The sequence below is a fragment of the Citrobacter sp. RHBSTW-00986 genome (genome assembly GCF_013783065.1).
Classification (GTDB): Bacteria; Pseudomonadota; Gammaproteobacteria; order Enterobacterales; family Enterobacteriaceae; genus Citrobacter; species Citrobacter braakii.
In genome coordinates this window covers 2,949,143-2,968,717 of record NZ_CP056200.1, presented here as the reverse complement: position 1 = coordinate 2,968,717, position 19,575 = coordinate 2,949,143, and the positions used below count along the sequence as shown (strand labels likewise).

Sequence of the window (19,575 nt, the reverse complement as noted above, 5' to 3'; positions counted from 1 at the left end):
GACACAATGCGTATCAGCACCCAGATGATGTACCAGCAGAATATGCGTGGCATCACTAACTCTCAGGCTGAATGGATGAAGTTCGGCGAGCAGATGTCAACGGGCAAACGTGTGATCAACCCATCTGACGATCCGATCGCCGCCTCGCAGGCCGTGGTGCTTTCTCAAGCACAGGCGCAGAACAGCCAATATACGCTGGCGCGTTCATTTGCGACGCAAAAAGTATCGCTGGAAGAGAACGTACTGAGTCAGGTAACGACGGCAATTCAGACCGCGCAGGAAAAAATTGTCTATGCCGCGAACGGCACGTTAAGCGATGACGACCGTGCATCGCTGGCCACCGACCTGCAGGGGATCCGCGATCAACTGATGAACCTGGCGAACAGCACCGACGGTAATGGACGCTATATTTTTGGCGGATATAAAACAGAATCTGCACCATTTGCTCAGGCAGATGGCGCTTACAGTGGCGGTACAACAAATGTGACCCAGCAGGTCGATGCCTCCCGTACCATGGTTATTGGTCATACTGGCGATAAAGTATTTGTTAATCTGACCAGTAATGCCGTACCGGAACCAGGCGGCGGTACTCAGGAAAAGAACCTGTTCAAAATGCTGGATACCGCTATTGATGCGCTCAAAACCCCTATTGAGGGCAATGACGCGGCAAAAGCTACCGCCTCTGCAGCCATTGATAAAACCAGTCGTGGCCTGAAAAATTCATTGAATAACGTGCTTTCTGTTCGTGCAGAATTAGGGACTCAGCTCAGCGAGTTAAGTTCACTGGATTCACTGGGCGCCGATCGCGCATTGGGCCAGACTCAGCAGATGAGCAATCTGGTGGATGTTGACTGGAACGCAGCTATTTCGTCCTACGTGATGCAGCAGGCCGCACTGCAGGCATCGTACAAAACATTTACCGATATGCAGGGAATGTCGCTATTTCAGCTGAACCGGTAACACACTTTTGAACATATCTTGAAACTGGATATGTTTGTCTGCCCGCTCCTTTAACACCCCGGAGCGGGCATTTTTTTAGGCCACTGTTTTTTCTCAGCGACAGATTCCCCGTTAATCTTATTACCCGCGCAATCGCACCGCTAAAGATTGCCAGCGTAACCACGCCTTCTCAGTTTGTCAGTGTGTAGAGCAGAGATAAAAAAAAGCCGACCCGAAGGTCGGCTTTGATGTTGATTATGACTTACTCAACGGGCTGCGGGCGCGTTGCTGGCGCAGTCGCCTGGTGCGTGGCGCTGTGTCCACCTGCGGCACCTTTACCTTCAAAGGTGAATTCCGGGCGTTGCCAGTCACTATGACGCGGCGCTTCAGGCACATACTCTGGTGCCGGAGCACGGGTCATCGGGGCGGCCGCGTGGCTGTGAAGATGTTCTGCGTCAACGTGGGTTGCGACAACTTCAGCCTTAACGACTGCGTCTTCGACGACAGGTGCGGCAACAACCTCTTGCGGCGCGGCAACTTCTTCAACCACTGGCGCTGTTTCCACAACCTCGGCAATCTCTTCAGCCACTTCAGGCTGAGAAATAACAACCTCCGCAGATTCTTCGACAACCGGCGCAGCCACGATTTCAGCGACAGGTTCGGCTTTCGCCGCGGTATCCTCAGCAACAGGCGCGTCAGATTCAGCGATAATTTGCGGTTGTTCCTCGACCGGAGTAGCGATGACTTCCGGATGCGTGGTTTCAACGACGGTAGCCTGAGGTTCAGCAATGACCACCTCTGGCTGTACGGTTTCAACCGACGCAGGGGCGTTCACAATATGCTCAACGGCAGCTGCAGCAACCTGAGGCTCTACGGCGACAGGTGCAGTTTGCCCCTGAACCGTTTCCTGCTCGCGCTGCTCTGCAACCTGCTGATCCTGAGGACGAGCAACAGGGTAGCGGATCCAGACTTTACCGGACGCTAATTCTGGAGATGCGCAGGCAACCGTTAACGGCATCGGCGACTGAACCGGGTAACGCTCATCACGATAGCGACGACGACGCTGTCCACTGACGCGCAGATGGCGAGGTGAGCGACGGGAACGACGCGGCATACCATTAGAGTCACGCGCTTCGCTGTTGTCTTCCTGCTCAGTCGCAACGACGGCAGGCAGATCAACTTTCGCCAGTTCAGTACGCTGTGCCGGTACGGGCTGTTCAGTTGGCTGAGCGACAGCCGTTTCAGCGACCACCTCGACAGTAGCGACTTCGGCTTCAACAGCCGGGCTGTCTGTGTAACGAACTTTCTGAGTCAGCTGACGCTGTTTACGGCGAGTCTGAGGCTGACGAACGCGCTCTTCCTGCTCGGTATCCTGCGCAGGTTGTTCTGCCAGGTTCAGCTCTTTAACTTCCTGCTGCGCCTGACGCTTATCATCGTTGCGACGGCGGTTGCGCTCGCGACGCGGAGCCTGCTGGTCATCACCGGATTTCGCTTTGTCAGCGACCTCAGTAGACTGCTGGCGGTTATCGCGCGCTTCCGCATTTTGCTGCTGCGACTGACGGCGGTTACGGCGGTTGTCTTCACGGTTTTCGCCGCTTTCTGAACGCTCGTTACGGTTATCACGCTCGCCACGGTTGTCGCGATTATCACGACGATCGTTACGGTCGCGACGATTGTTCTGACGCGGTTTACGACGATCCTGCTGGCGATCGGTTTTCTCTTCCGCTTTCGGCGCAGGTTGTTCAACCGGTTTCACTTCTTCACTACCGCTGAAGATGGACTTCAGTGCGCTGAAGAAACGGCTAATCAAACCTGGCTGTGCGGCGACGGCCGCGGTCGCTGCTGCGGCTTTAGGTGCGGCGGCCTTCGCAGTAGGTTCCTGCAAAGCAGGGGCTGGCGGTACCTCTGGCATAGCAAAGGTGGCCAATGCCGGCTGCTCTGGCTGTTTACGCTCGACGAACTCTTCTTCCGTCGGCAATGCCATCGCTTCTTCATGCAGTTTCGGCAGCAGGTAGCTCAGGGTTGGTGTTTCTTCCCCTTTGCGTACGCGCAGCACGGAGTAATGCGGGGTTTCCATCTGATCGTTTGGCACAATCACACAGCGCACGCCATTCTGACGCGTCTCGATGGCATTTACCGCGGTACGTTTTTCGTTGAGCAGGTAGGATGCGATCGGCACAGGAACAATAGCGTGAACTTCCTGCGTATTTTCTTTCAGCGCTTCTTCTTCGATCAGACGCAGAATAGACAGCGACAGTGATTCGTTATCACGTACGGTACCCGTGCCGGAGCAGCGTGGGCATACGTGATGGCTGGATTCACCCAGCGACGGGCTCAGACGCTGGCGGGACATCTCCAGCAGGCCGAAGCGAGAAATATGGCTGATTTGAATACGCGCTCTGTCCTGACGCACGGCTTCACGCAGACGGTTTTCAACCGCACGCTGGTGACGAACCGGCGTCATATCAATGAAGTCGATTACAATCAGGCCGCCGAGGTCGCGCAGACGCAGCTGACGAGCAATTTCATCGGCTGCTTCAAGGTTGGTGTTGAACGCAGTTTCTTCGATGTCGCCGCCGCGGGTCGCGCGTGCGGAGTTGATATCGATAGCGGTCAGCGCTTCTGTGCTGTCGATAACGATTGAGCCGCCGGACGGCAGACGCACTTCGCGCTGGAACGCGGACTCAATCTGAGATTCGATTTGATAGTGGCTGAACAGCGGGATTTCACCGGTGTACAGTTTGATTTTGCTGCTGAAATCCGGACGACCCAGCGCGGCGATGTGCTGACGCGCCATCTCCATAACTTTCGGGTTGTCGATGAGGATTTCGCCGATGTCCTGACGTAAATAGTCACGGAATGCGCGAACGATAACGTTGCTTTCCTGATGGATCAGGAACGGAGCAGGGCGGCTGTCAGCGGCTTTTTGAATCGCTTCCCAGTGCTTCAGGCGGAAACTCAGGTCCCACTGCAGCGCTTCGGCAGATTTGCCGACACCTGCGGTACGCACGATAAGCCCCATGCCATCAGGCAGTTCCAGGCTTGCCAGCGCTTCTTTTAATTCGGTACGGTCGTCGCCTTCAATGCGACGGGAGATACCGCCCGCGCGCGGGTTGTTCGGCATCAGAACCAGATAACTACCTGCCAGGCTGATAAAGGTGGTCAGCGCAGCGCCTTTATTGCCGCGTTCTTCTTTATCGATCTGAACAATGACTTCCTGACCTTCGCGCAACACGTCTTTAATGTTGGGACGACCATGGGAGTTGTAGCTAGCGGGGAAGTATTCGCGGGCAATTTCTTTTAACGGGAGGAAACCGTGACGTTCAGCGCCGTAATCAACAAAAGCAGCTTCCAGACTCGGTTCAATACGGGTAATTTTGCCTTTATAGATGTTGGCTTTTTTCTGTTCGTGTCCAGGACTTTCGATATCCAGATCGTACAGACGCTGCCCATCTACAAGGGCGACACGCAACTCTTCCTGCTGAGTCGCGTTAATTAACATTCTTTTCATCGTAACTTACTCATTATTCTTACATTGACGACTAAGCTGCGGGCAGAGTAATGCCTTTCCGGGTGTGAACCGATGGCCTCGTGTCTATTCGCGTCGCCAACCTCACGGTTATCGTCAGCTCAAAGAGGCGCAGAGTGTCGGTTGCCTGTATTTCATACGGAAACACAGCGCAATTATCAGGGGAACAGTCTGGGTGTTACTCTCCAGAGAAGCTTCCATTGTGCTTATCGTCTTTCACGCTGTGGGTGCGTTGGCTTCATCTTCTTACCCCAACCACTTACAGGAGTAAGCACCTGGGGTTCCCAGACTTGCCGCCTTCCTACAACGCGAAATCTATAGAGCACTTACCGGTAAGGACTGCAACCCGCAGCCCGCTAACTGCCTGAAAGATCAATACGTCTTACGCCATTGCTGCGTTGATGATCGGTCGGGCAAAATTGGGTCATTCCGGAAATGGTCTTGTTTTAACAAGATTCAACACGGAAACAACCTCATTATTCCACTGCTAACCTTGTTATAGCAAGATGACTTTTGCCATTTATCACCCGGTTACTCACAGTTTTTTCACTTCCGCGTAGTGATTGCTTTAATAACCACCAAATCGGCTATGTCAAACTTAAGTAATAAGGTATAGCAGTTAATATAAGCATAGAAAAATGTGTGGCGCGAATCTTGATGGCTATTTAAAATCGGCCCCCATGAAAACAGAGACTCCAGCCGTAAAAACAGTTGCCATTACTGCCGACGAAGCAGGGCAACGCATCGACAACTTTTTGCGCACCCAGCTCAAGGGCGTGCCGAAAAGTATGATTTATCGCATTTTGCGTAAAGGCGAAGTGCGGGTGAACAAAAAACGCATTAAACCCGAGTACAAACTCGAAGACGGGGACATTGTGCGTATTCCACCTGTACGTGTCGCTGAACGTGAAGAAGAGGCCATTTCACCGAATTTGCAGAAGGTCGCGGCGCTGACCGATGTCATTTTATATGAAGATGACCACATTCTGGTGCTTAACAAGCCTTCAGGTACGGCCGTGCATGGTGGAAGCGGGTTAAGCTTTGGCGTCATTGAAGGCTTACGTGCGCTGCGCCCGGAAGCGCGTTTCCTTGAACTGGTGCATCGCCTCGACCGAGATACCTCCGGCGTGCTGCTGGTGGCCAAAAAACGATCTGCCTTGCGTTCGTTGCATGAACAACTGCGTGAAAAAGGCATGCAGAAAGACTACCTCGCGTTGGTACGCGGCCAGTGGCAGTCCCATGTCAAAACCGTGCAGGCCCCGCTGTTAAAGAACATTCTGCAAAGCGGCGAGCGCATTGTGCGGGTGAATCAGGAAGGCAAACCATCGGAAACACGCTTTAAAGTGGAAGAGCGTTATGCGTTCGCTACGCTTGTGCGCTGCAGTCCCGTGACTGGACGAACGCACCAGATTCGCGTGCATACACAATATGCCGGACATCCGATTGCCTTTGACGACCGCTATGGCGATCGTGAGTTCGATAAGCAACTGGCAGATACCGGGCTGAGCAGGCTCTTTTTGCACGCCGCTGCGTTGAAATTTACTCATCCTGGGACGGGTGAAGTAATGCGTATTGAAGCGCCAATGGATAAGCAGTTGAAGCGCTGCCTCGAGGTGTTACGCAGTAAAGGCTGATGCGCATTGATATTATCGCGCATTACCTGTAGGCCTGATGGCGCTGCGCCTATCAGGCCTACAGGATTGGCCTGTACAGCCGTCAACCCGTCAGGCTTTTAACGGGTTCATATCTTCTCGTCGCAGCATTTGACACAGTGCGATTAGCGGCAAACCGATTAAGGTATTTGGGTCGCGACCTTCCAGGCGCTCAAAAAGTGCAATGCCCAATCCTTCGCTTTTAAAACTACCGGCACAATGGAGCGGGCGCTCTTTGCGCACGTAATCTTCAATTTCCGTTTCGCTTAAGTGACGAAAATGGACGTCGAACGGTTCAACTTCAGTTTGTAAATGTCCGGTCGCAGAATTATACAGCGCCAGTCCGGTATAAAACGTCACAATATTGCCACGGGCTTTGAGTAACTGCTGGCGTGCATTTTCTTCTGTTAACGGTTTGCCGGTTATTTCACCATCGAGAACACAAATTTGATCGGAACCAATAATAAGATGCGATGGATAACGGTGGGCGAGAGATTGCGCTTTTTTCTGCGCCAGTCGCAAGACTAAGTGCCGGGGGGCTTCGCCCGGTAACGGCGTTTCATCAACCTCTGGTGCTGCGCATTCGAACGGGATTGCCAGTTTTTCTAGTAAAGCGCGACGCCAGGGAGAGGTAGAAGCAAGAATAAGTTGAGGCATATTTTTTCCCTCGCATATAGCGTATTGATGAGAGCCATTTTAAACTATGGACTTCGTCCTACAAGCTGGCTGTAATGGCTTGTGTTGAGCGATTTTAAGTCGATGACCCGCAATGTGTGCGAATTATTGGCAAAAGGCAACCACAGGCTGCCTTTTTCTTTGACTATATGACGTTACAAAGTTAATATGCGCGCCCTATGCAAAAGGTAAAATTACCCCTGACTCTTGATCCGGTTCGTACGGCTCAGAAACGCCTCGATTATGAAGGTATCTATACTTCTGATCTGGTTGAGCGTGTCGCCGATTCTGTAGTCAGTGTGGACAGTGATGTGGAATGCTCCATGTCGTTCGCTATCGATAACCAGCGCCTTGCCGTTATAACCGGTGATGCAAAGGTGTCGGTTACGCTCGAATGTCAGCGTTGCGGGAAACCGTTCCCACTTCATGTTCACACAACATATTGTTTTAGTCCTGTCCGTTCTGACGAGCAGGCTGAAGCACTCCCGGAAGCGTATGAGCCGATTGAGGTTAACGAATTCGGTGAAATCGATCTGCTTGCAATGGTTGAAGATGAGATTATCCTCTCCTTGCCGGTAGTTCCGGTGCATGATTCTGAACACTGTGAAGTGTCCGAGGCGGACATGGTCTTTGGCGAATTGCCTGATGAAGCGCAAAAACCAAACCCATTTGCCGTATTAGCCAGCTTAAAGCGTAAGTAATTGAGGAGTAAGGTCCATGGCCGTACAACAGAATAAACCAACCCGTTCCAAACGTGGCATGCGTCGTTCTCATGACGCTCTGACCGCAGTCACCAGCCTGTCTGTAGACAAAACTTCTGGTGAACAACACCTGCGTCACCACATCACTGCCGACGGTTTTTACCGTGGCCGTAAGGTAATCGCTAAGTAATCACGCATGACTCAATGACTTTCCTGCTACGGTGAGAAAGACAAAGAGTACACGCGTGATGAAGCTTAGTGAGGCTTTCCCCGGGTAACTGGGGAAACACCTAACCGGGCAGCGACGATACCTTGACACGTCTAACCCTGGCGTTAGATGTCATGGGGGGAGATTTTGGCCCTACCGTGACAGTGCCTGCAGCATTGCAGGCACTGAATTCTAATTCGCAACTCACACTTCTTTTAGTCGGGGATCCCGATACAATCACGCCATTACTTGCCAAAGCTGACTTCGAACAACGTTCACGTCTGCAGATTATCCCTGCTCAGTCAGTTATTGCCAGTGATGCCCGGCCCTCGCAAGCTATTCGCGCCAGTCGTGGAAGCTCAATGCGCGTTGCCCTGGAGCTCGTGAAAGAAGGTCGAGCGGAAGCCTGTGTGAGCGCCGGTAATACAGGTGCGCTAATGGGTCTTGCGAAGTTATTGCTCAAACCCCTTGAGGGGATTGAGCGTCCTGCGCTGGTGACGGTTTTACCCCATCAGCAAAAGGGCAAAACGGTGGTGCTGGATTTGGGCGCCAACGTGGATTGTGATAGCACGATGTTGGTGCAATTTGCCGTCATGGGTTCCGTGCTGGCAGAAGAGGTGGTTGGAATTGCCAATCCCCGTGTTGCGTTGCTCAATATCGGTGAAGAAGAAACCAAGGGTCTCGACAGTATTCGGGATGCTTCTGCAGTGCTAAAAACAATCCCTTCTATCAATTATATCGGCTATCTTGAAGCCAATGAGTTACTGACTGGCAAAACTGATGTGTTGGTCTGTGACGGCTTTACAGGTAATGTCACATTAAAGACGATGGAAGGTGTTGTCAGAATGTTCCTTTCACTGCTGAAGTCTCAGGGTGAGGGCAAAAAACGGTCGTGGTGGCTGCTGTTATTAAAACGTTGGTTACAAAAAAGCCTGACAAGGCGATTTAGTCACCTCAACCCCGACCAGTATAATGGTGCCTGTCTGTTAGGATTGCGCGGCACGGTGATTAAGAGTCATGGTGCGGCCAATCAGCGAGCATTTGAAGTCGCGATTGAACAGGCAGTGCAGGCGGTGCAGCGACAAGTTCCTCAGCGAATTGCCGCTCGCCTGGAATCTGTATACCCAGCTGGATTCGAACTGCTGGACGGTGGCGAAAACGCAAACTCGCGAGCACACAGATAACCGTGCGTTTGTGAATGCTGCCAACGTATCAGCGATTTGCTCGTGGCGGTATATAACCAAAAAGTGACTGAGCGTACATGTATACGAAGATTATTGGTACTGGCAGCTATCTGCCTGAACAAGTGCGTACTAACGCCGATTTGGAAAAAATGGTTGAGACATCTGATGAGTGGATCGTCACTCGAACAGGTATCCGTGAACGCCATATTGCAGCGCCAAATGAAACAGTTGCGACGATGGGCTTTGCCGCCGCAAACCGTGCAATTGAAATGGCGGGCATCGACAAAGAACAAATTGGTCTGATTGTGGTTGCCACCACATCATCCACACACGCATTTCCAAGTGCGGCATGCCAGATCCAAAGTATGCTGGGGATCAAAGGCTGTCCGGCGTTTGACGTTGCAGCCGCTTGTGCCGGTTTCACCTACGCCCTGAGCGTTGCCGACCAGTACGTTAAGTCTGGCGCAGTGAAGCATGCTCTGGTGGTTGGCTCAGATGTCCTCGCTCGTACCTGTGATCCAACCGATCGCGGGACGATCATTATTTTCGGTGATGGCGCAGGTGCCGTTGTACTGAGTGCATCAGAAGAGCCCGGCATTCTCTCTACGCATCTGCACGCTGATGGTCGCTATGGCGAACTGTTGACGCTGCCTAATGCCGATCGCGTGAACCCGGAAAACCCGATTCACCTGACGATGGCGGGTAACGAAGTATTTAAAGTCGCGGTGACCGAGCTTGCACACATCGTTGATGAAACGCTGGAAGCAAATAATCTCGATCGTTCTGCACTGGACTGGCTGGTGCCGCATCAGGCAAACCTCCGCATTATTAGCGCAACCGCGAAAAAGCTGGGTATGTCGATGGATAATGTTGTCGTGACGCTCGACAGACATGGCAATACCTCCGCGGCCTCCGTACCGTGCGCGCTGGACGAAGCCGTCCGCGACGGGCGTATTAAAGCTGGGCAGTTGATATTGCTTGAAGCCTTTGGGGGTGGATTCACCTGGGGCTCTGCGCTGATTCGTTTCTAGTATAAGGATTTAAACATGACGCAATTTGCATTTGTGTTCCCGGGGCAGGGTTCCCAGACCGTTGGGATGTTGTCTGAAATGGCAGCAAACTACCCAATTGTTGAAGAAACTTTTGCTGAAGCATCAGCTGCACTGGGCTATGATCTGTGGGCGTTGACTCAGCAGGGGCCGGCCGAAGAGCTGAATAAAACCTGGCAGACGCAGCCAGCACTGTTGACTGCCTCTGTTGCGCTTTATCGCGTATGGCAGCAGCAGGGTGGTAAAACACCTGCGCTGATGGCAGGTCACAGCCTGGGCGAATACTCTGCGCTGGTATGTGCGGGTGTTATCGGTTTTGCCGATGCCGTTCGTCTGGTTGAACTGCGTGGCAAATTCATGCAGGAAGCGGTACCGGAAGGCACTGGCGGCATGTCTGCTATTATCGGTCTGGACGACGCTGCTATTGCTAAAGCGTGTGAAGAGTCTGCCGAAGGCCAGGTGGTTTCACCGGTAAACTTTAACTCACCAGGTCAGGTGGTTATTGCCGGGCACAAAGAAGCTGTAGAACGTGCCGGCGCAGCCTGTAAAGCTGCTGGCGCTAAGCGTGCTCTGCCACTGCCGGTCAGCGTTCCTTCTCACTGCGCGCTGATGAAGCCTGCTGCTGAGAAACTGGCCGTTGAACTGCAAAAAATCACTTTTAACGCGCCGACTGTTCCGGTTGTGAACAACGTCGACGTGAAGTGCGAAACAGACGCAGACGCTATTCGCGATGCGCTGGTTCGCCAGCTGTACAGCCCGGTTCAATGGACTAAAACCGTTGAATTCATGGCGTCCCAGGGCGTAGAGCACCTGTATGAAGTTGGTCCGGGCAAAGTTCTGACCGGTTTGACGAAACGTATTGTTGACACCCTGACTGCTTCGGCAATGAATGAGCCGGCGGCATTATCTGCGGCGCTAGAGCAATAAAAGAGGAAGACCATGAGTTTTGAAGGAAAAGTCGCGCTGGTTACCGGTGCAAGCCGTGGCATTGGCCGCGCAATTGCTGAAACACTCGTTGCCCGTGGCGCGAAAGTTATCGGTACTGCAACCAGCGAAAGCGGTGCGCAGGCCATTAGCGATTACTTAGGTGCAAATGGTAAAGGTCTGATGTTGAATGTGACCGATCCGGCATCTATCGAATCTGTTCTGGGAAATATTCGCGCAGAATTTGGTGAAGTCGATATCCTGGTCAATAATGCCGGGATTACTCGTGATAACCTGTTAATGCGCATGAAAGATGACGAGTGGAACGATATCATCGAAACCAACCTGTCATCTGTTTTCCGTCTGTCAAAAGCGGTAATGCGAGCTATGATGAAAAAGCGTCATGGGCGTATTATCACTATCGGTTCTGTGGTTGGTACCATGGGAAATGCGGGTCAGGCTAACTACGCTGCGGCGAAAGCGGGTCTGATCGGCTTCAGTAAATCACTGGCGCGCGAAGTTGCGTCTCGTGGCATTACTGTAAACGTTGTTGCTCCGGGTTTTATTGAAACGGACATGACGCGTGCGCTGTCTGATGATCAGCGTGCGGGTATTCTGGCGCAGGTTCCTGCGGGTCGCCTTGGCGGCGCTCAGGAAATCGCCAGTGCGGTTGCATTTTTAGCTTCTGACGAAGCAAGTTACATCACAGGTGAGACTTTGCACGTCAACGGCGGGATGTACATGGTTTAACCACGAGATAAAAAAATTTGCGTTATTAGGGTGAATGCCCTCAAAATAACGTAAAATCGTGGTAAGACCTGCCGGGATTTAGTTGCAAATTTTTCAACATTTTATACACTACGAAAACCATCGCGAAAGCGAGTTTTGATAGGAAATTTAAGAGTATGAGCACTATCGAAGAACGCGTTAAGAAAATTATCGGCGAACAGCTGGGCGTTAAGCAGGAAGAAGTAACCAACAATGCTTCCTTCGTTGAAGACCTGGGCGCAGATTCTCTTGACACCGTTGAGCTGGTAATGGCTCTGGAAGAAGAGTTTGATACTGAGATTCCGGACGAAGAAGCTGAGAAAATCACTACCGTTCAGGCTGCCATTGATTACATCAACGGCCACCAGGCGTAAGTGAACATCTCCAGGCGGTCATTCGACCGCCTGAGTTTTATCTTTTTATCCCACTTGAATTATTTTCCCTCCCTGGAGGACAACCGTGTCTAAGCGTCGTGTAGTTGTGACCGGACTGGGCATGTTGTCTCCTGTCGGCAATACCGTAGAGTCTACCTGGAAAGCTCTCCTTGCCGGTCAGAGTGGCATCAGCCTGATCGACCATTTCGATACTAGCGCCTATGCAACGAAATTTGCTGGCTTAGTAAAGGATTTTAACTGTGAAGACATTATCTCGCGCAAAGAACAGCGCAAGATGGATGCTTTCATTCAATATGGAATTGTCGCTGGCGTTCAGGCCATGCAGGATTCTGGTCTCGAAATTACGGAAGAGAACGCTCACCGTATTGGCGCCGCTATCGGCTCTGGTATTGGCGGTCTCGGATTGATCGAAGAAAACCACACCTCTTTGGTGAATGGCGGTCCACGTAAGATCAGCCCGTTCTTCGTTCCGTCGACGATTGTTAACATGGTGGCAGGTCACCTGACCATCATGTACGGCCTGCAAGGGCCAAGCATCTCCATTGCGACCGCCTGTACTTCAGGTGTGCATAACATTGGTCATGCAGCACGTATCATTGCATACGGCGATGCAGACGCGATGGTTGCGGGTGGTGCAGAAAAAGCCAGTACCCCGCTGGGCGTGGGTGGTTTTGGTGCGGCACGTGCGCTGTCTACACGTAATGATAACCCGCAAGCGGCAAGCCGTCCGTGGGATAAAGAACGTGATGGCTTTGTGCTGGGCGACGGCGCAGGCATGGTGGTACTGGAAGAGTACGAGCATGCGAAAGCGCGTGGTGCAAAAATCTATGCTGAAGTCGTTGGTTTTGGCATGAGCAGCGATGCTTACCACATGACGTCACCACCTGAAAACGGTGCGGGCGCTGCGCTGGCAATGGTCAACGCACTACGCGATGCGGCTATCGAAGCGGGTCAGATCGGCTATGTCAACGCGCATGGCACGTCTACTCCTGCTGGCGATAAAGCCGAAACCCAGGCAGTGAAATCTGTCTTTGGCGATGCGGCAAGTCGTGTGATGGTAAGCTCCACTAAATCCATGACCGGACACCTGTTGGGTGCGGCGGGCGCGGTAGAGTCTATTTTCTCTATCCTGGCGCTGCGCGATCAGGCTATTCCGCCAACCATCAACCTGGATAACCCGGATGAAGGTTGTGACCTGGACTTCGTACCTCACGAAGCGCGTCAGGTTAGTGGTCTGGAGTACGCACTGTGTAACTCCTTCGGCTTTGGTGGTACCAACGGCTCTTTGATCTTTAAACGCGTTTAGTTATAAACGATGATGCTGGACATTTTATGTCCGGCATCAGATTAAAGCGACATGTTCATCCTTTGTATTACTTCCCCTCTGTCCCCCAGCTTTTGCCAGGAAATTTCACACTTCCCTTTTTCAGGACACCAGTCATTGGCTCGCTGACTAAACGGCGGCACCATTCCCCCCTGATACATTTTACCATTGATCTGTAATGCCGATAGCGTCACGTACCAGGGTGAATCGTTGCTGACGGTCACACGTTTGTTATGGCGTTGCCACGTTAACGGTTTACGCTTCGCCACCGGTGTCGTCGGCATCCCCGTCGGTCGCCAGAGTATTTTTATCTGCTGACTTACGGCGATTTTTACCGGAGACACCAACCCTTCGCTGCTGTCTGTCGGTGGAATGGCTGCCACAGAGAGCCAGAATAAACTTTCCCGATCGCCTGGCAGCGAATCATCCACATAAATGATTTTAATCTGCTGCTCGTCTCCACCATTAACTACTACTAGCGGTGGTGTAGCAATAAACGGTGATTTTTGCGGCTCGGTGGTAGGGCTCAGCTGCCCGGAAGTGCTGAATCCGTTATCACTGACAATTTTGCTTTGTACCAGAAAAGGTTCTTTTTCAGTATTTCGCAGCGCGACGACCAGCGTTTTATCCTCCTGCGGGAAGATAAAACGTGTGCCTCCAACCACCACGCCGCAGTTCGCGTGATAGGGGAACAGTAGCAGGGTCGTTAGTACCCAGAGCAACTTCTTCATGATTATGGCCATGTCAGTGAAAGCTTAGCGCTGGCGTTCGCTTCACCAGGCTCTAACGGGACGCTAAGTGCGACGTACTGTGCATAAAACTGGAGTGTTTGGGTGTCGGCGTCCGGTATCAGAGAGTAAAGCTGGCCGCCATTTGTGTTGTCATTTAAGTTGATAGGTGTCTTGCTCTTATCCAGAATGCGGATTGCCAACTGGCTGATAGAGAAGTCGTCCAGCGCCAACAGAGCGCTATCCCTGGATGCCCCGGTGCCGGTAAACGCTATCTGGACTTCTCTCATATCTGGGCCACAGTTTTCAAGCTGGACGGTAAATTCTACGGGGGGGCTAACATCGTTGACGTGATCAAAATTTAGCACCAGATGCGTCCCCATCGGGACGTCTTTGGTTTTGTCTGCCAGTGCGACCTCACAGGTGCTGTCAGTGATCCTGCCGATGAGCTGTAACTGAAATGAGTCCGTTTCAACAGCATAAGAACTGAAAGAGAGGTTTAGCCAAAACAGGCAAAGTGCGTACTTCACTTTTTTACTCCTCATAACGCAAAGTCACCCACAAGATAGCGTTCGCCTCTCCAGGCGTAACCTGGTCCTGGGTCGCACGATAGCGAAGTTTCAGGGTAGGCAGCGGTGTATCACCCTTCTGCATAGGGACTTTAACCACATCACTGTTCAGTGCGATGCGCTGATCGCTGTTATCGAGAATTTCAATGGCAACGCCGCTGGCGGTTCTGCTGCCATCTTTGGTCGTTATCTGCAATAGCTCCGTATCTGCCGAGTCCCCGGTTCCTCCGAGGATCATGCTGATGGCGTTAGTCGAGTTTGGGTTAAGCTGGCAGTTCTCAAGCGTGATATTCAGGGGGACGGAGGGTGAAACATCTCCGGTATGAGTGAATAATTTTCTTTCATGCTCGCCCAGATTAATCACTCTGTTGTAGTCGCTCGTTTTGACATCGCAGGAGCGCGCCAGAATGTTTCCTGTGAAATAGAGGGCACTACTGCCAGCTTGAGTGTCAGCCTGACAGCATGAGGTAAAGGTCAGCGCAATCAGTAAGTTATAAATTGGTATTCGCATTTAAATATCCCTCCTTATGGCACATACACATCCAGTAACGCTGTGGCTGAATAGCTGCCAGGGGCGGGATCCTCCGACGATACTTTTACTGGCCATGATTTCAGCGTGATTGTTGCTTCGCCGTTGTGCGTATCTAACAGGAAAGGCACGCGTATCGAGGGGTCGCTTGTCAGGAGCTGTGTTTCCGGGCTCTGGGCTGATTGCGCCGAGAGCATGATGCCGATATTGTCGTTAGTGGTTTTAATCGCGCCATAGCCACCTGCGGCGGCAGTGGCTTCCATCCCGAGACTGAGCTGCTCTGTTGCGTGAACATTGTCACAGTGGGCTTTCACGGTGATCACTTTGGGTTCATAGGTGTCGGGTTTTGCCCCCGGTACTTTAAAGTCTCCCGCCCATGCATTACCCAGATCTATCGACAGCGTTGATCCGGCGTTGATAGTACAAGACTGCGGCACGATGATTGAACCCGAGACAATAACTTGTACCATAGGAGAGGGGCCGTAAGAGCCTTTGGTATGTGAACCCCACAGCTCAGCGACAACTGTTGGTGGGATGACGATACGAGACGAGGCGAGTTCTTTCTCTATCCGCACTATAATATATCCCTCACCCCCGCTGCTCCAGTGAGAACCGGGTTTGGAATGATCGTCAGGCGCCAAATTGCTGGCATCATTCAGCGGCACGCGCAGCTCACCATGGCCAACAATATATATGTGTGTTTGGACAGAAAGCGTGTTATCGGTACCTGGGATGTAATAGAAACGGGCATTGCCAGGAGCTTCACTTGTAAGCTGTGGGCCTGGGTTGGCTTTAAACCAGGTTTCGGTTTTTACGCCAGGTTCGTTGTCGCACCAGCCGACGTATGTCCCTCCCTCATCCCAGTCCTTGCGGATTGTTTGTCCAGGGGTGATCTTCGTGACATCGCTGACCGTTGTATTGAGTGAGAAAATATACTGGTGAGCGGTTCCTATTCCCGGTGTTCTGGTATCAGAACCCGCAGCACACCAGCCGGTGTAGGCGAGTACGCTGTGGGAAAAGCCAACGCTCATGATAAGCGCCAGGCAGGGAAGGGTGGCTTTTAAGATTCTCTTCATTACTGACACTCCACCTGTAGTTGTAACAACGGCGTATCGTTGGCTGATAGCTGATAATTTGCCTGGCAGCGCTGGTTGGTGTTTTTACCCCAGCTTGCTTTCAGTATTCCCTGCGCGGCAAGGCCGCTCATAAAGACTTGCCCGTCATCGCCAACAATACTGGTATTGTCGTTTTCTTCGCCAGTTACCGTGGCACCGAAGGGAATCGGTTTGCCGTTGTGAGTTAGGGTGATCAGCGCGCGCGCGCCCACTTTGGCGTTGAATTCGGCGCGCACGATGGCTCCTTTGGTGGGAACGACATACTGGACGTTGTGGGTGATCTCTACGTCATCGTTGATATCCGAAGCACGCAGGGCGATACGGTTCTGTCGCCAGGCGGTCGCCCAGGGGATCACTGTATAACCGCGGGAGTCAGTTTTAATTCCCGTGGCATTTTCCAGTGCCACACCCTCCGCCCCTGGCGCTTTGATAAGCACGTTGGTATCGCCGAGTTCCTGGCTTAAGGTGATGCCGTTAGCGTGTACCAGGGCACTGCCCTGAATTCCATAGCTGAGCTGATTGCCGTGAGTGTCGTAGCTATACGCAAGGTTGGTTTGTGCTCTGGCACCCCGGTAGCCCAGACTGGCATTACCACCGTAGCTGGTGTTCTGGTTGCTGACGTTCTGTCTGATGTTGTAGTTCAGGTTACTGTCTTTGAGCAGCGTGCCGGAGAGCCCCAGGCTGTTGCTACTGTTACCATTACTGTCCGTATTGTTGCTATAGCTAACCCAGGCGAGGTTGCGGGCGCTGCTGTAATCATCCGAAGCGGGTAAAAATGCACTCAATGGGACAGAGAGGTTAATGAACAGGATACGGTCGTTGCTGCTGCCGCTTATCTTGTTATAGCTGTAGGTTACGCTGTAGGTCAGCTTGTCGAGCGTACCGTTGTAACCGGTCTGGATATTGCGGGTTGACGCACTGGAGTTCCAGTAATCCTGATTATCCGCACTCACGAACACGGATCCCCATTCGGCCAGTGATTGGGAAAGTGTGAACTGAAACTGCGAGCGTTTATTCTGGCCCAGGTTCCAGGTGTTGAGTACGGTGCGGTCGTCGTCTTCATTCCATGATGCTTTATCCCCCGACATTCTGTTCCATGTCGTGTCCTGTAGGGTATAGAAGCCGCGTGTGGAATATCGGTATCCCGCCAACTGAATGTGGGTATTGGTCTGCTCTAGCGTTTTGGAGTAAAGGAAACGATACGATTCACCACTGTGTCTGGAGTCATCGATCAGGGTGCTATCGGCGTGAGTCACGTCCACAGAGATAGCGCCTAAACTTCCCATATTCATACCCAGACCGAGCGCCTGTGAACGATATTTGTCTGACCACTGCATGCCGCCATACAGCGTGGTGTTATAGGGAAGCCCCCAGAATAACTGGGCCTGCGCCACCTCCGGATTATCCTGATGGTTGTCGTTCGACTGGTACTGACCGACCGCAATGTTGTAGTTGACTCTCCCTTCGCGCTGCAGCATTGGAACGGCGGCGTAAGGGACGATAAAGCTGCTTTGGCTGTTATCCGACTCTTTGATAGTTACTTCCAGATCGCCGCTAGATGCCGCCGGATAGAGATCGTTAATCACAAAAGCACCCGGTGGAACATAAGTTTGGTAAATCACATAACCGTTTTGTTTTACGCTGACCTGGGCATTACTTCTGGCCGTACCATGAATGGTCGGTGCAAAGCCCTGCAAGCTGTCTGGATACATTCCATTTTCAGATTCCAGTTGTGCACCGCGTAAGTTAATGCTGTCAAAAATCTCGCCAGAGGTCCAGGTGTCGCCCAGCATCAGTGTGCTGCGTAGCGCGTTAATACTGCGTGTTAACGTGGTGCTGATATGCTGAAAATTACCGCCAGAGGAGTTGCTGCTGCTGTTTTGGTTGTTCCAGGTGGAGTAGTCGCGCAGGCGCCAGGGGCCTAAATTGAGGCCACTTTGCAGATTGAGGAAGTTATCGTCACCGGACATCCCGCCGCTACCGGTGCTGCCGCTATACTGGTAGTTAAACCGAAGCGCGGTGATACCGTCATCCCACTCCGCAGGGTCAATATAACCACGGGCGTTTTGCTGTATCAAAATCTGTGGCACGGTGATTTTGAGCACCTGGCGTCGAGTGTCGTAATTCACCGTCGTACCATCGATTTGATGAGTGATAACCTGGCATGAGCCCTCTGCAACCGGTTTTTTCCCGGGGGGAGGTTTGATACCTAACATTTTAAATTCAGCGTCGCTAAAGCAGGGCTCTAACGTGCCGTTGTTAAGCTCAAACGCGATATCCTGGGTGCCGGTATGCTCATTATTAAGCCACAGCTCAACGTGGTATTTTCCAGGCGGTTGCGTTGCGCCTTGTTCAAAAAGGTCGAGCGCCGCGACGGCAGAGGGGTCGTTAGATAAAAATGCCGGATCAAAATGGAGTTTATCCGCCCCTGCGCTATCGCTTGCGCAGAGCAAAGCGATAGCAGAGAGATGGCAACCGCATAAAAAGGCGGCATTACGATGAATTTTCATTTCATCGCCCTTGTGATAACAGGCGTATAGGAACCGTAATCATTCACAGTCTGGAAAGAAACTGCCCCCTTTGCCCCGACGGGGAGTGGCAGATAGGTCTCTTTAAACGGTTCAATGGTATTACTGGGCAGTTTTGCGGCGCCGACCTGAACATTGACCAGGCTAAGGTAATACGGTGTCGGATTATTGATGATTAGGTCAGCGTTGTCGCGGCGGAACTGCAACATCCCCGGCGCATCGCTAAACTTCACTGACAGATCATGTGGACGAACTAGCAGACGAATACGGTTCTGAATGGCAATTTTCAGTGAGTTTCCCTGTTTTTCGCTTTCAGAGGAGGGAATTGCTTTTACATTAATCCAGTAAAGCGTTTCGCGATCGTCCGGGAGTTTTTTCCCGGTATAAATGATGCGTAAACTGTTTTCATCTTGCGGATTCATAACAAATAAAGGCGGTGTGATAATAAAATCATTAACTTTATTTCTGGAAAAGTCTTCAATAAAGGATTGCACCAGGAAGTGTTGTTTGGGGCTGGTATTACGCACTCCGAGCATTGTTTGTTTTTCACCCGACGCGATGACAATTCGTGAACTATTTAACCCAATGCCGCCGACGAGTGATGTATCCGCTGAACTGGCATTTGGGAGAGAGAACAAAATAAATAGGAAAATGAGAAGGCGATGTAAAATAAGCATAGTCCTGTGCCTTATTATGTGTAATCCGTTACATAACAGTTGAGGGTGATGAAATAAACCCCCCTTCGCAACAAGTGGCCC

At 51.9% G+C, this 19,575-nt stretch carries 18 protein-coding genes; 10 read left to right on the top strand and 8 right to left on the bottom strand.

Features of this window, described 5'->3' with window-relative positions; genetic code table 11:
• The first annotated feature begins 6 nt into the window (after positions 1–6).
• A complete protein-coding gene (gene flgL, locus HV345_RS14525) occupies positions 7–960 on the top strand; it encodes a flagellar hook-associated protein FlgL (protein ID WP_016152634.1) in 954 nt (317 codons plus the stop codon).
• Positions 961–1,201: 241 nt separating this feature from the next.
• On the opposite strand, the gene rne is transcribed toward flgL, so the two are convergent.
• Positions 1,202–4,450 (bottom strand): ribonuclease E, encoded by a 3,249-nt coding sequence (rne, locus tag HV345_RS14520; protein ID WP_181635728.1) that lies wholly within the window; start codon positions 4,448–4,450, stop codon positions 1,202–1,204.
• A gap of 698 nt (positions 4,451–5,148) precedes the next feature.
• Between rne and rluC the strand changes: the two genes are divergently transcribed.
• The gene (gene rluC / locus HV345_RS14515) at positions 5,149–6,102 is read left to right on the top strand and encodes a 23S rRNA pseudouridine(955/2504/2580) synthase RluC (RefSeq protein WP_049259723.1); all 954 of its coding nucleotides are present in this window, start codon (positions 5,149–5,151) and stop codon (positions 6,100–6,102) included.
• 90 nt (positions 6,103–6,192) lie between these two features.
• Here rluC and HV345_RS14510 read toward each other — a convergent pair whose 3' ends face one another.
• Positions 6,193–6,777 carry a nucleoside triphosphate pyrophosphatase gene (locus HV345_RS14510; RefSeq protein WP_016152637.1) on the bottom strand — a complete coding sequence of 195 codons (585 nt, stop codon included), beginning with the start codon at positions 6,775–6,777 and terminating at the stop codon, positions 6,193–6,195.
• 197 nt (positions 6,778–6,974) lie between these two features.
• Here HV345_RS14510 and yceD point away from each other — a divergent pair, with 197 nt between their 5' ends.
• The 8 genes from yceD to fabF all read left to right on the top strand — a co-directional run bounded on the left by yceD (position 6,975) and on the right by fabF (position 13,330).
• On the top strand, positions 6,975–7,496 hold the full coding sequence (yceD, locus tag HV345_RS14505; protein WP_003036239.1) for a 23S rRNA accumulation protein YceD: 522 nt from the start codon (positions 6,975–6,977) through the stop codon (positions 7,494–7,496).
• A 16-nt stretch (positions 7,497–7,512) separates the two neighbouring features.
• Entirely contained in the window at positions 7,513–7,686 is a 174-nt protein-coding gene (gene rpmF, locus HV345_RS14500; protein WP_003036242.1) for a 50S ribosomal protein L32, read from the top strand.
• Between the two features lie 122 nt (positions 7,687–7,808).
• Complete coding sequence (plsX, locus tag HV345_RS14495; protein WP_071601761.1) at positions 7,809–8,888, top strand: phosphate acyltransferase PlsX; 1,080 nt, start codon at positions 7,809–7,811, stop codon at positions 8,886–8,888.
• Between the two features lie 77 nt (positions 8,889–8,965).
• Positions 8,966–9,919, top strand: coding sequence for a beta-ketoacyl-ACP synthase III (fabH, locus tag HV345_RS14490; protein WP_016152639.1), 954 nt, complete (start codon positions 8,966–8,968; stop codon positions 9,917–9,919).
• Between the two features lie 15 nt (positions 9,920–9,934).
• Positions 9,935–10,864 (top strand): ACP S-malonyltransferase, encoded by a 930-nt coding sequence (fabD, locus tag HV345_RS14485; protein WP_046274754.1) that lies wholly within the window; start codon positions 9,935–9,937, stop codon positions 10,862–10,864.
• Positions 10,865–10,876: 12 nt separating this feature from the next.
• The gene (fabG, locus tag HV345_RS14480) at positions 10,877–11,611 is read left to right on the top strand and encodes a 3-oxoacyl-ACP reductase FabG (protein ID WP_016152641.1); all 735 of its coding nucleotides are present in this window, start codon (positions 10,877–10,879) and stop codon (positions 11,609–11,611) included.
• 155 nt (positions 11,612–11,766) lie between these two features.
• Positions 11,767–12,003, top strand: coding sequence for an acyl carrier protein (gene acpP, locus HV345_RS14475; RefSeq protein WP_000103754.1), 237 nt, complete (start codon positions 11,767–11,769; stop codon positions 12,001–12,003).
• 85 nt (positions 12,004–12,088) lie between these two features.
• A complete protein-coding gene (fabF, locus tag HV345_RS14470; protein ID WP_016152642.1) occupies positions 12,089–13,330 on the top strand; it encodes a beta-ketoacyl-ACP synthase II in 1,242 nt (413 codons plus the stop codon).
• Between the two features lie 41 nt (positions 13,331–13,371).
• Here the strand turns inward: fabF and HV345_RS14465 are convergent, their stop codons facing one another.
• The 6 genes from HV345_RS14465 to HV345_RS14440 are packed head-to-tail and all read right to left on the bottom strand — an operon-like array spanning position 13,372 to position 19,494.
• Positions 13,372–14,079 (bottom strand): molecular chaperone, encoded by a 708-nt coding sequence (locus HV345_RS14465; RefSeq protein ID WP_181635727.1) that lies wholly within the window; start codon positions 14,077–14,079, stop codon positions 13,372–13,374.
• A gap of 2 nt (positions 14,080–14,081) precedes the next feature.
• Positions 14,082–14,606, bottom strand: a complete 525-nt coding sequence (locus HV345_RS14460) for a fimbrial protein (RefSeq protein WP_181635726.1) — start codon at positions 14,604–14,606, stop codon at positions 14,082–14,084.
• Between the two features lie 4 nt (positions 14,607–14,610).
• Positions 14,611–15,156: a fimbrial protein gene (locus HV345_RS14455; RefSeq protein ID WP_181626235.1), complete on the bottom strand. Its 546-nt coding sequence runs from the start codon at positions 15,154–15,156 to the stop codon at positions 14,611–14,613.
• 14 nt (positions 15,157–15,170) lie between these two features.
• A complete protein-coding gene (locus tag HV345_RS14450) occupies positions 15,171–16,250 on the bottom strand; it encodes a fimbrial protein (RefSeq protein ID WP_181626232.1) in 1,080 nt (359 codons plus the stop codon).
• Positions 16,250–18,799 carry a fimbria/pilus outer membrane usher protein gene (locus tag HV345_RS14445; RefSeq protein ID WP_181635725.1) on the bottom strand — a complete coding sequence of 850 codons (2,550 nt, stop codon included), beginning with the start codon at positions 18,797–18,799 and terminating at the stop codon, positions 16,250–16,252. Before HV345_RS14445 ends, HV345_RS14450 begins: the two co-directional genes overlap by 1 nt.
• Complete coding sequence (locus HV345_RS14440) at positions 18,796–19,494, bottom strand: fimbria/pilus periplasmic chaperone (RefSeq protein WP_181598346.1); 699 nt, start codon at positions 19,492–19,494, stop codon at positions 18,796–18,798. Before HV345_RS14440 ends, HV345_RS14445 begins: the two co-directional genes overlap by 4 nt.
• Positions 19,495–19,575: the final 81 nt, after the last annotated feature.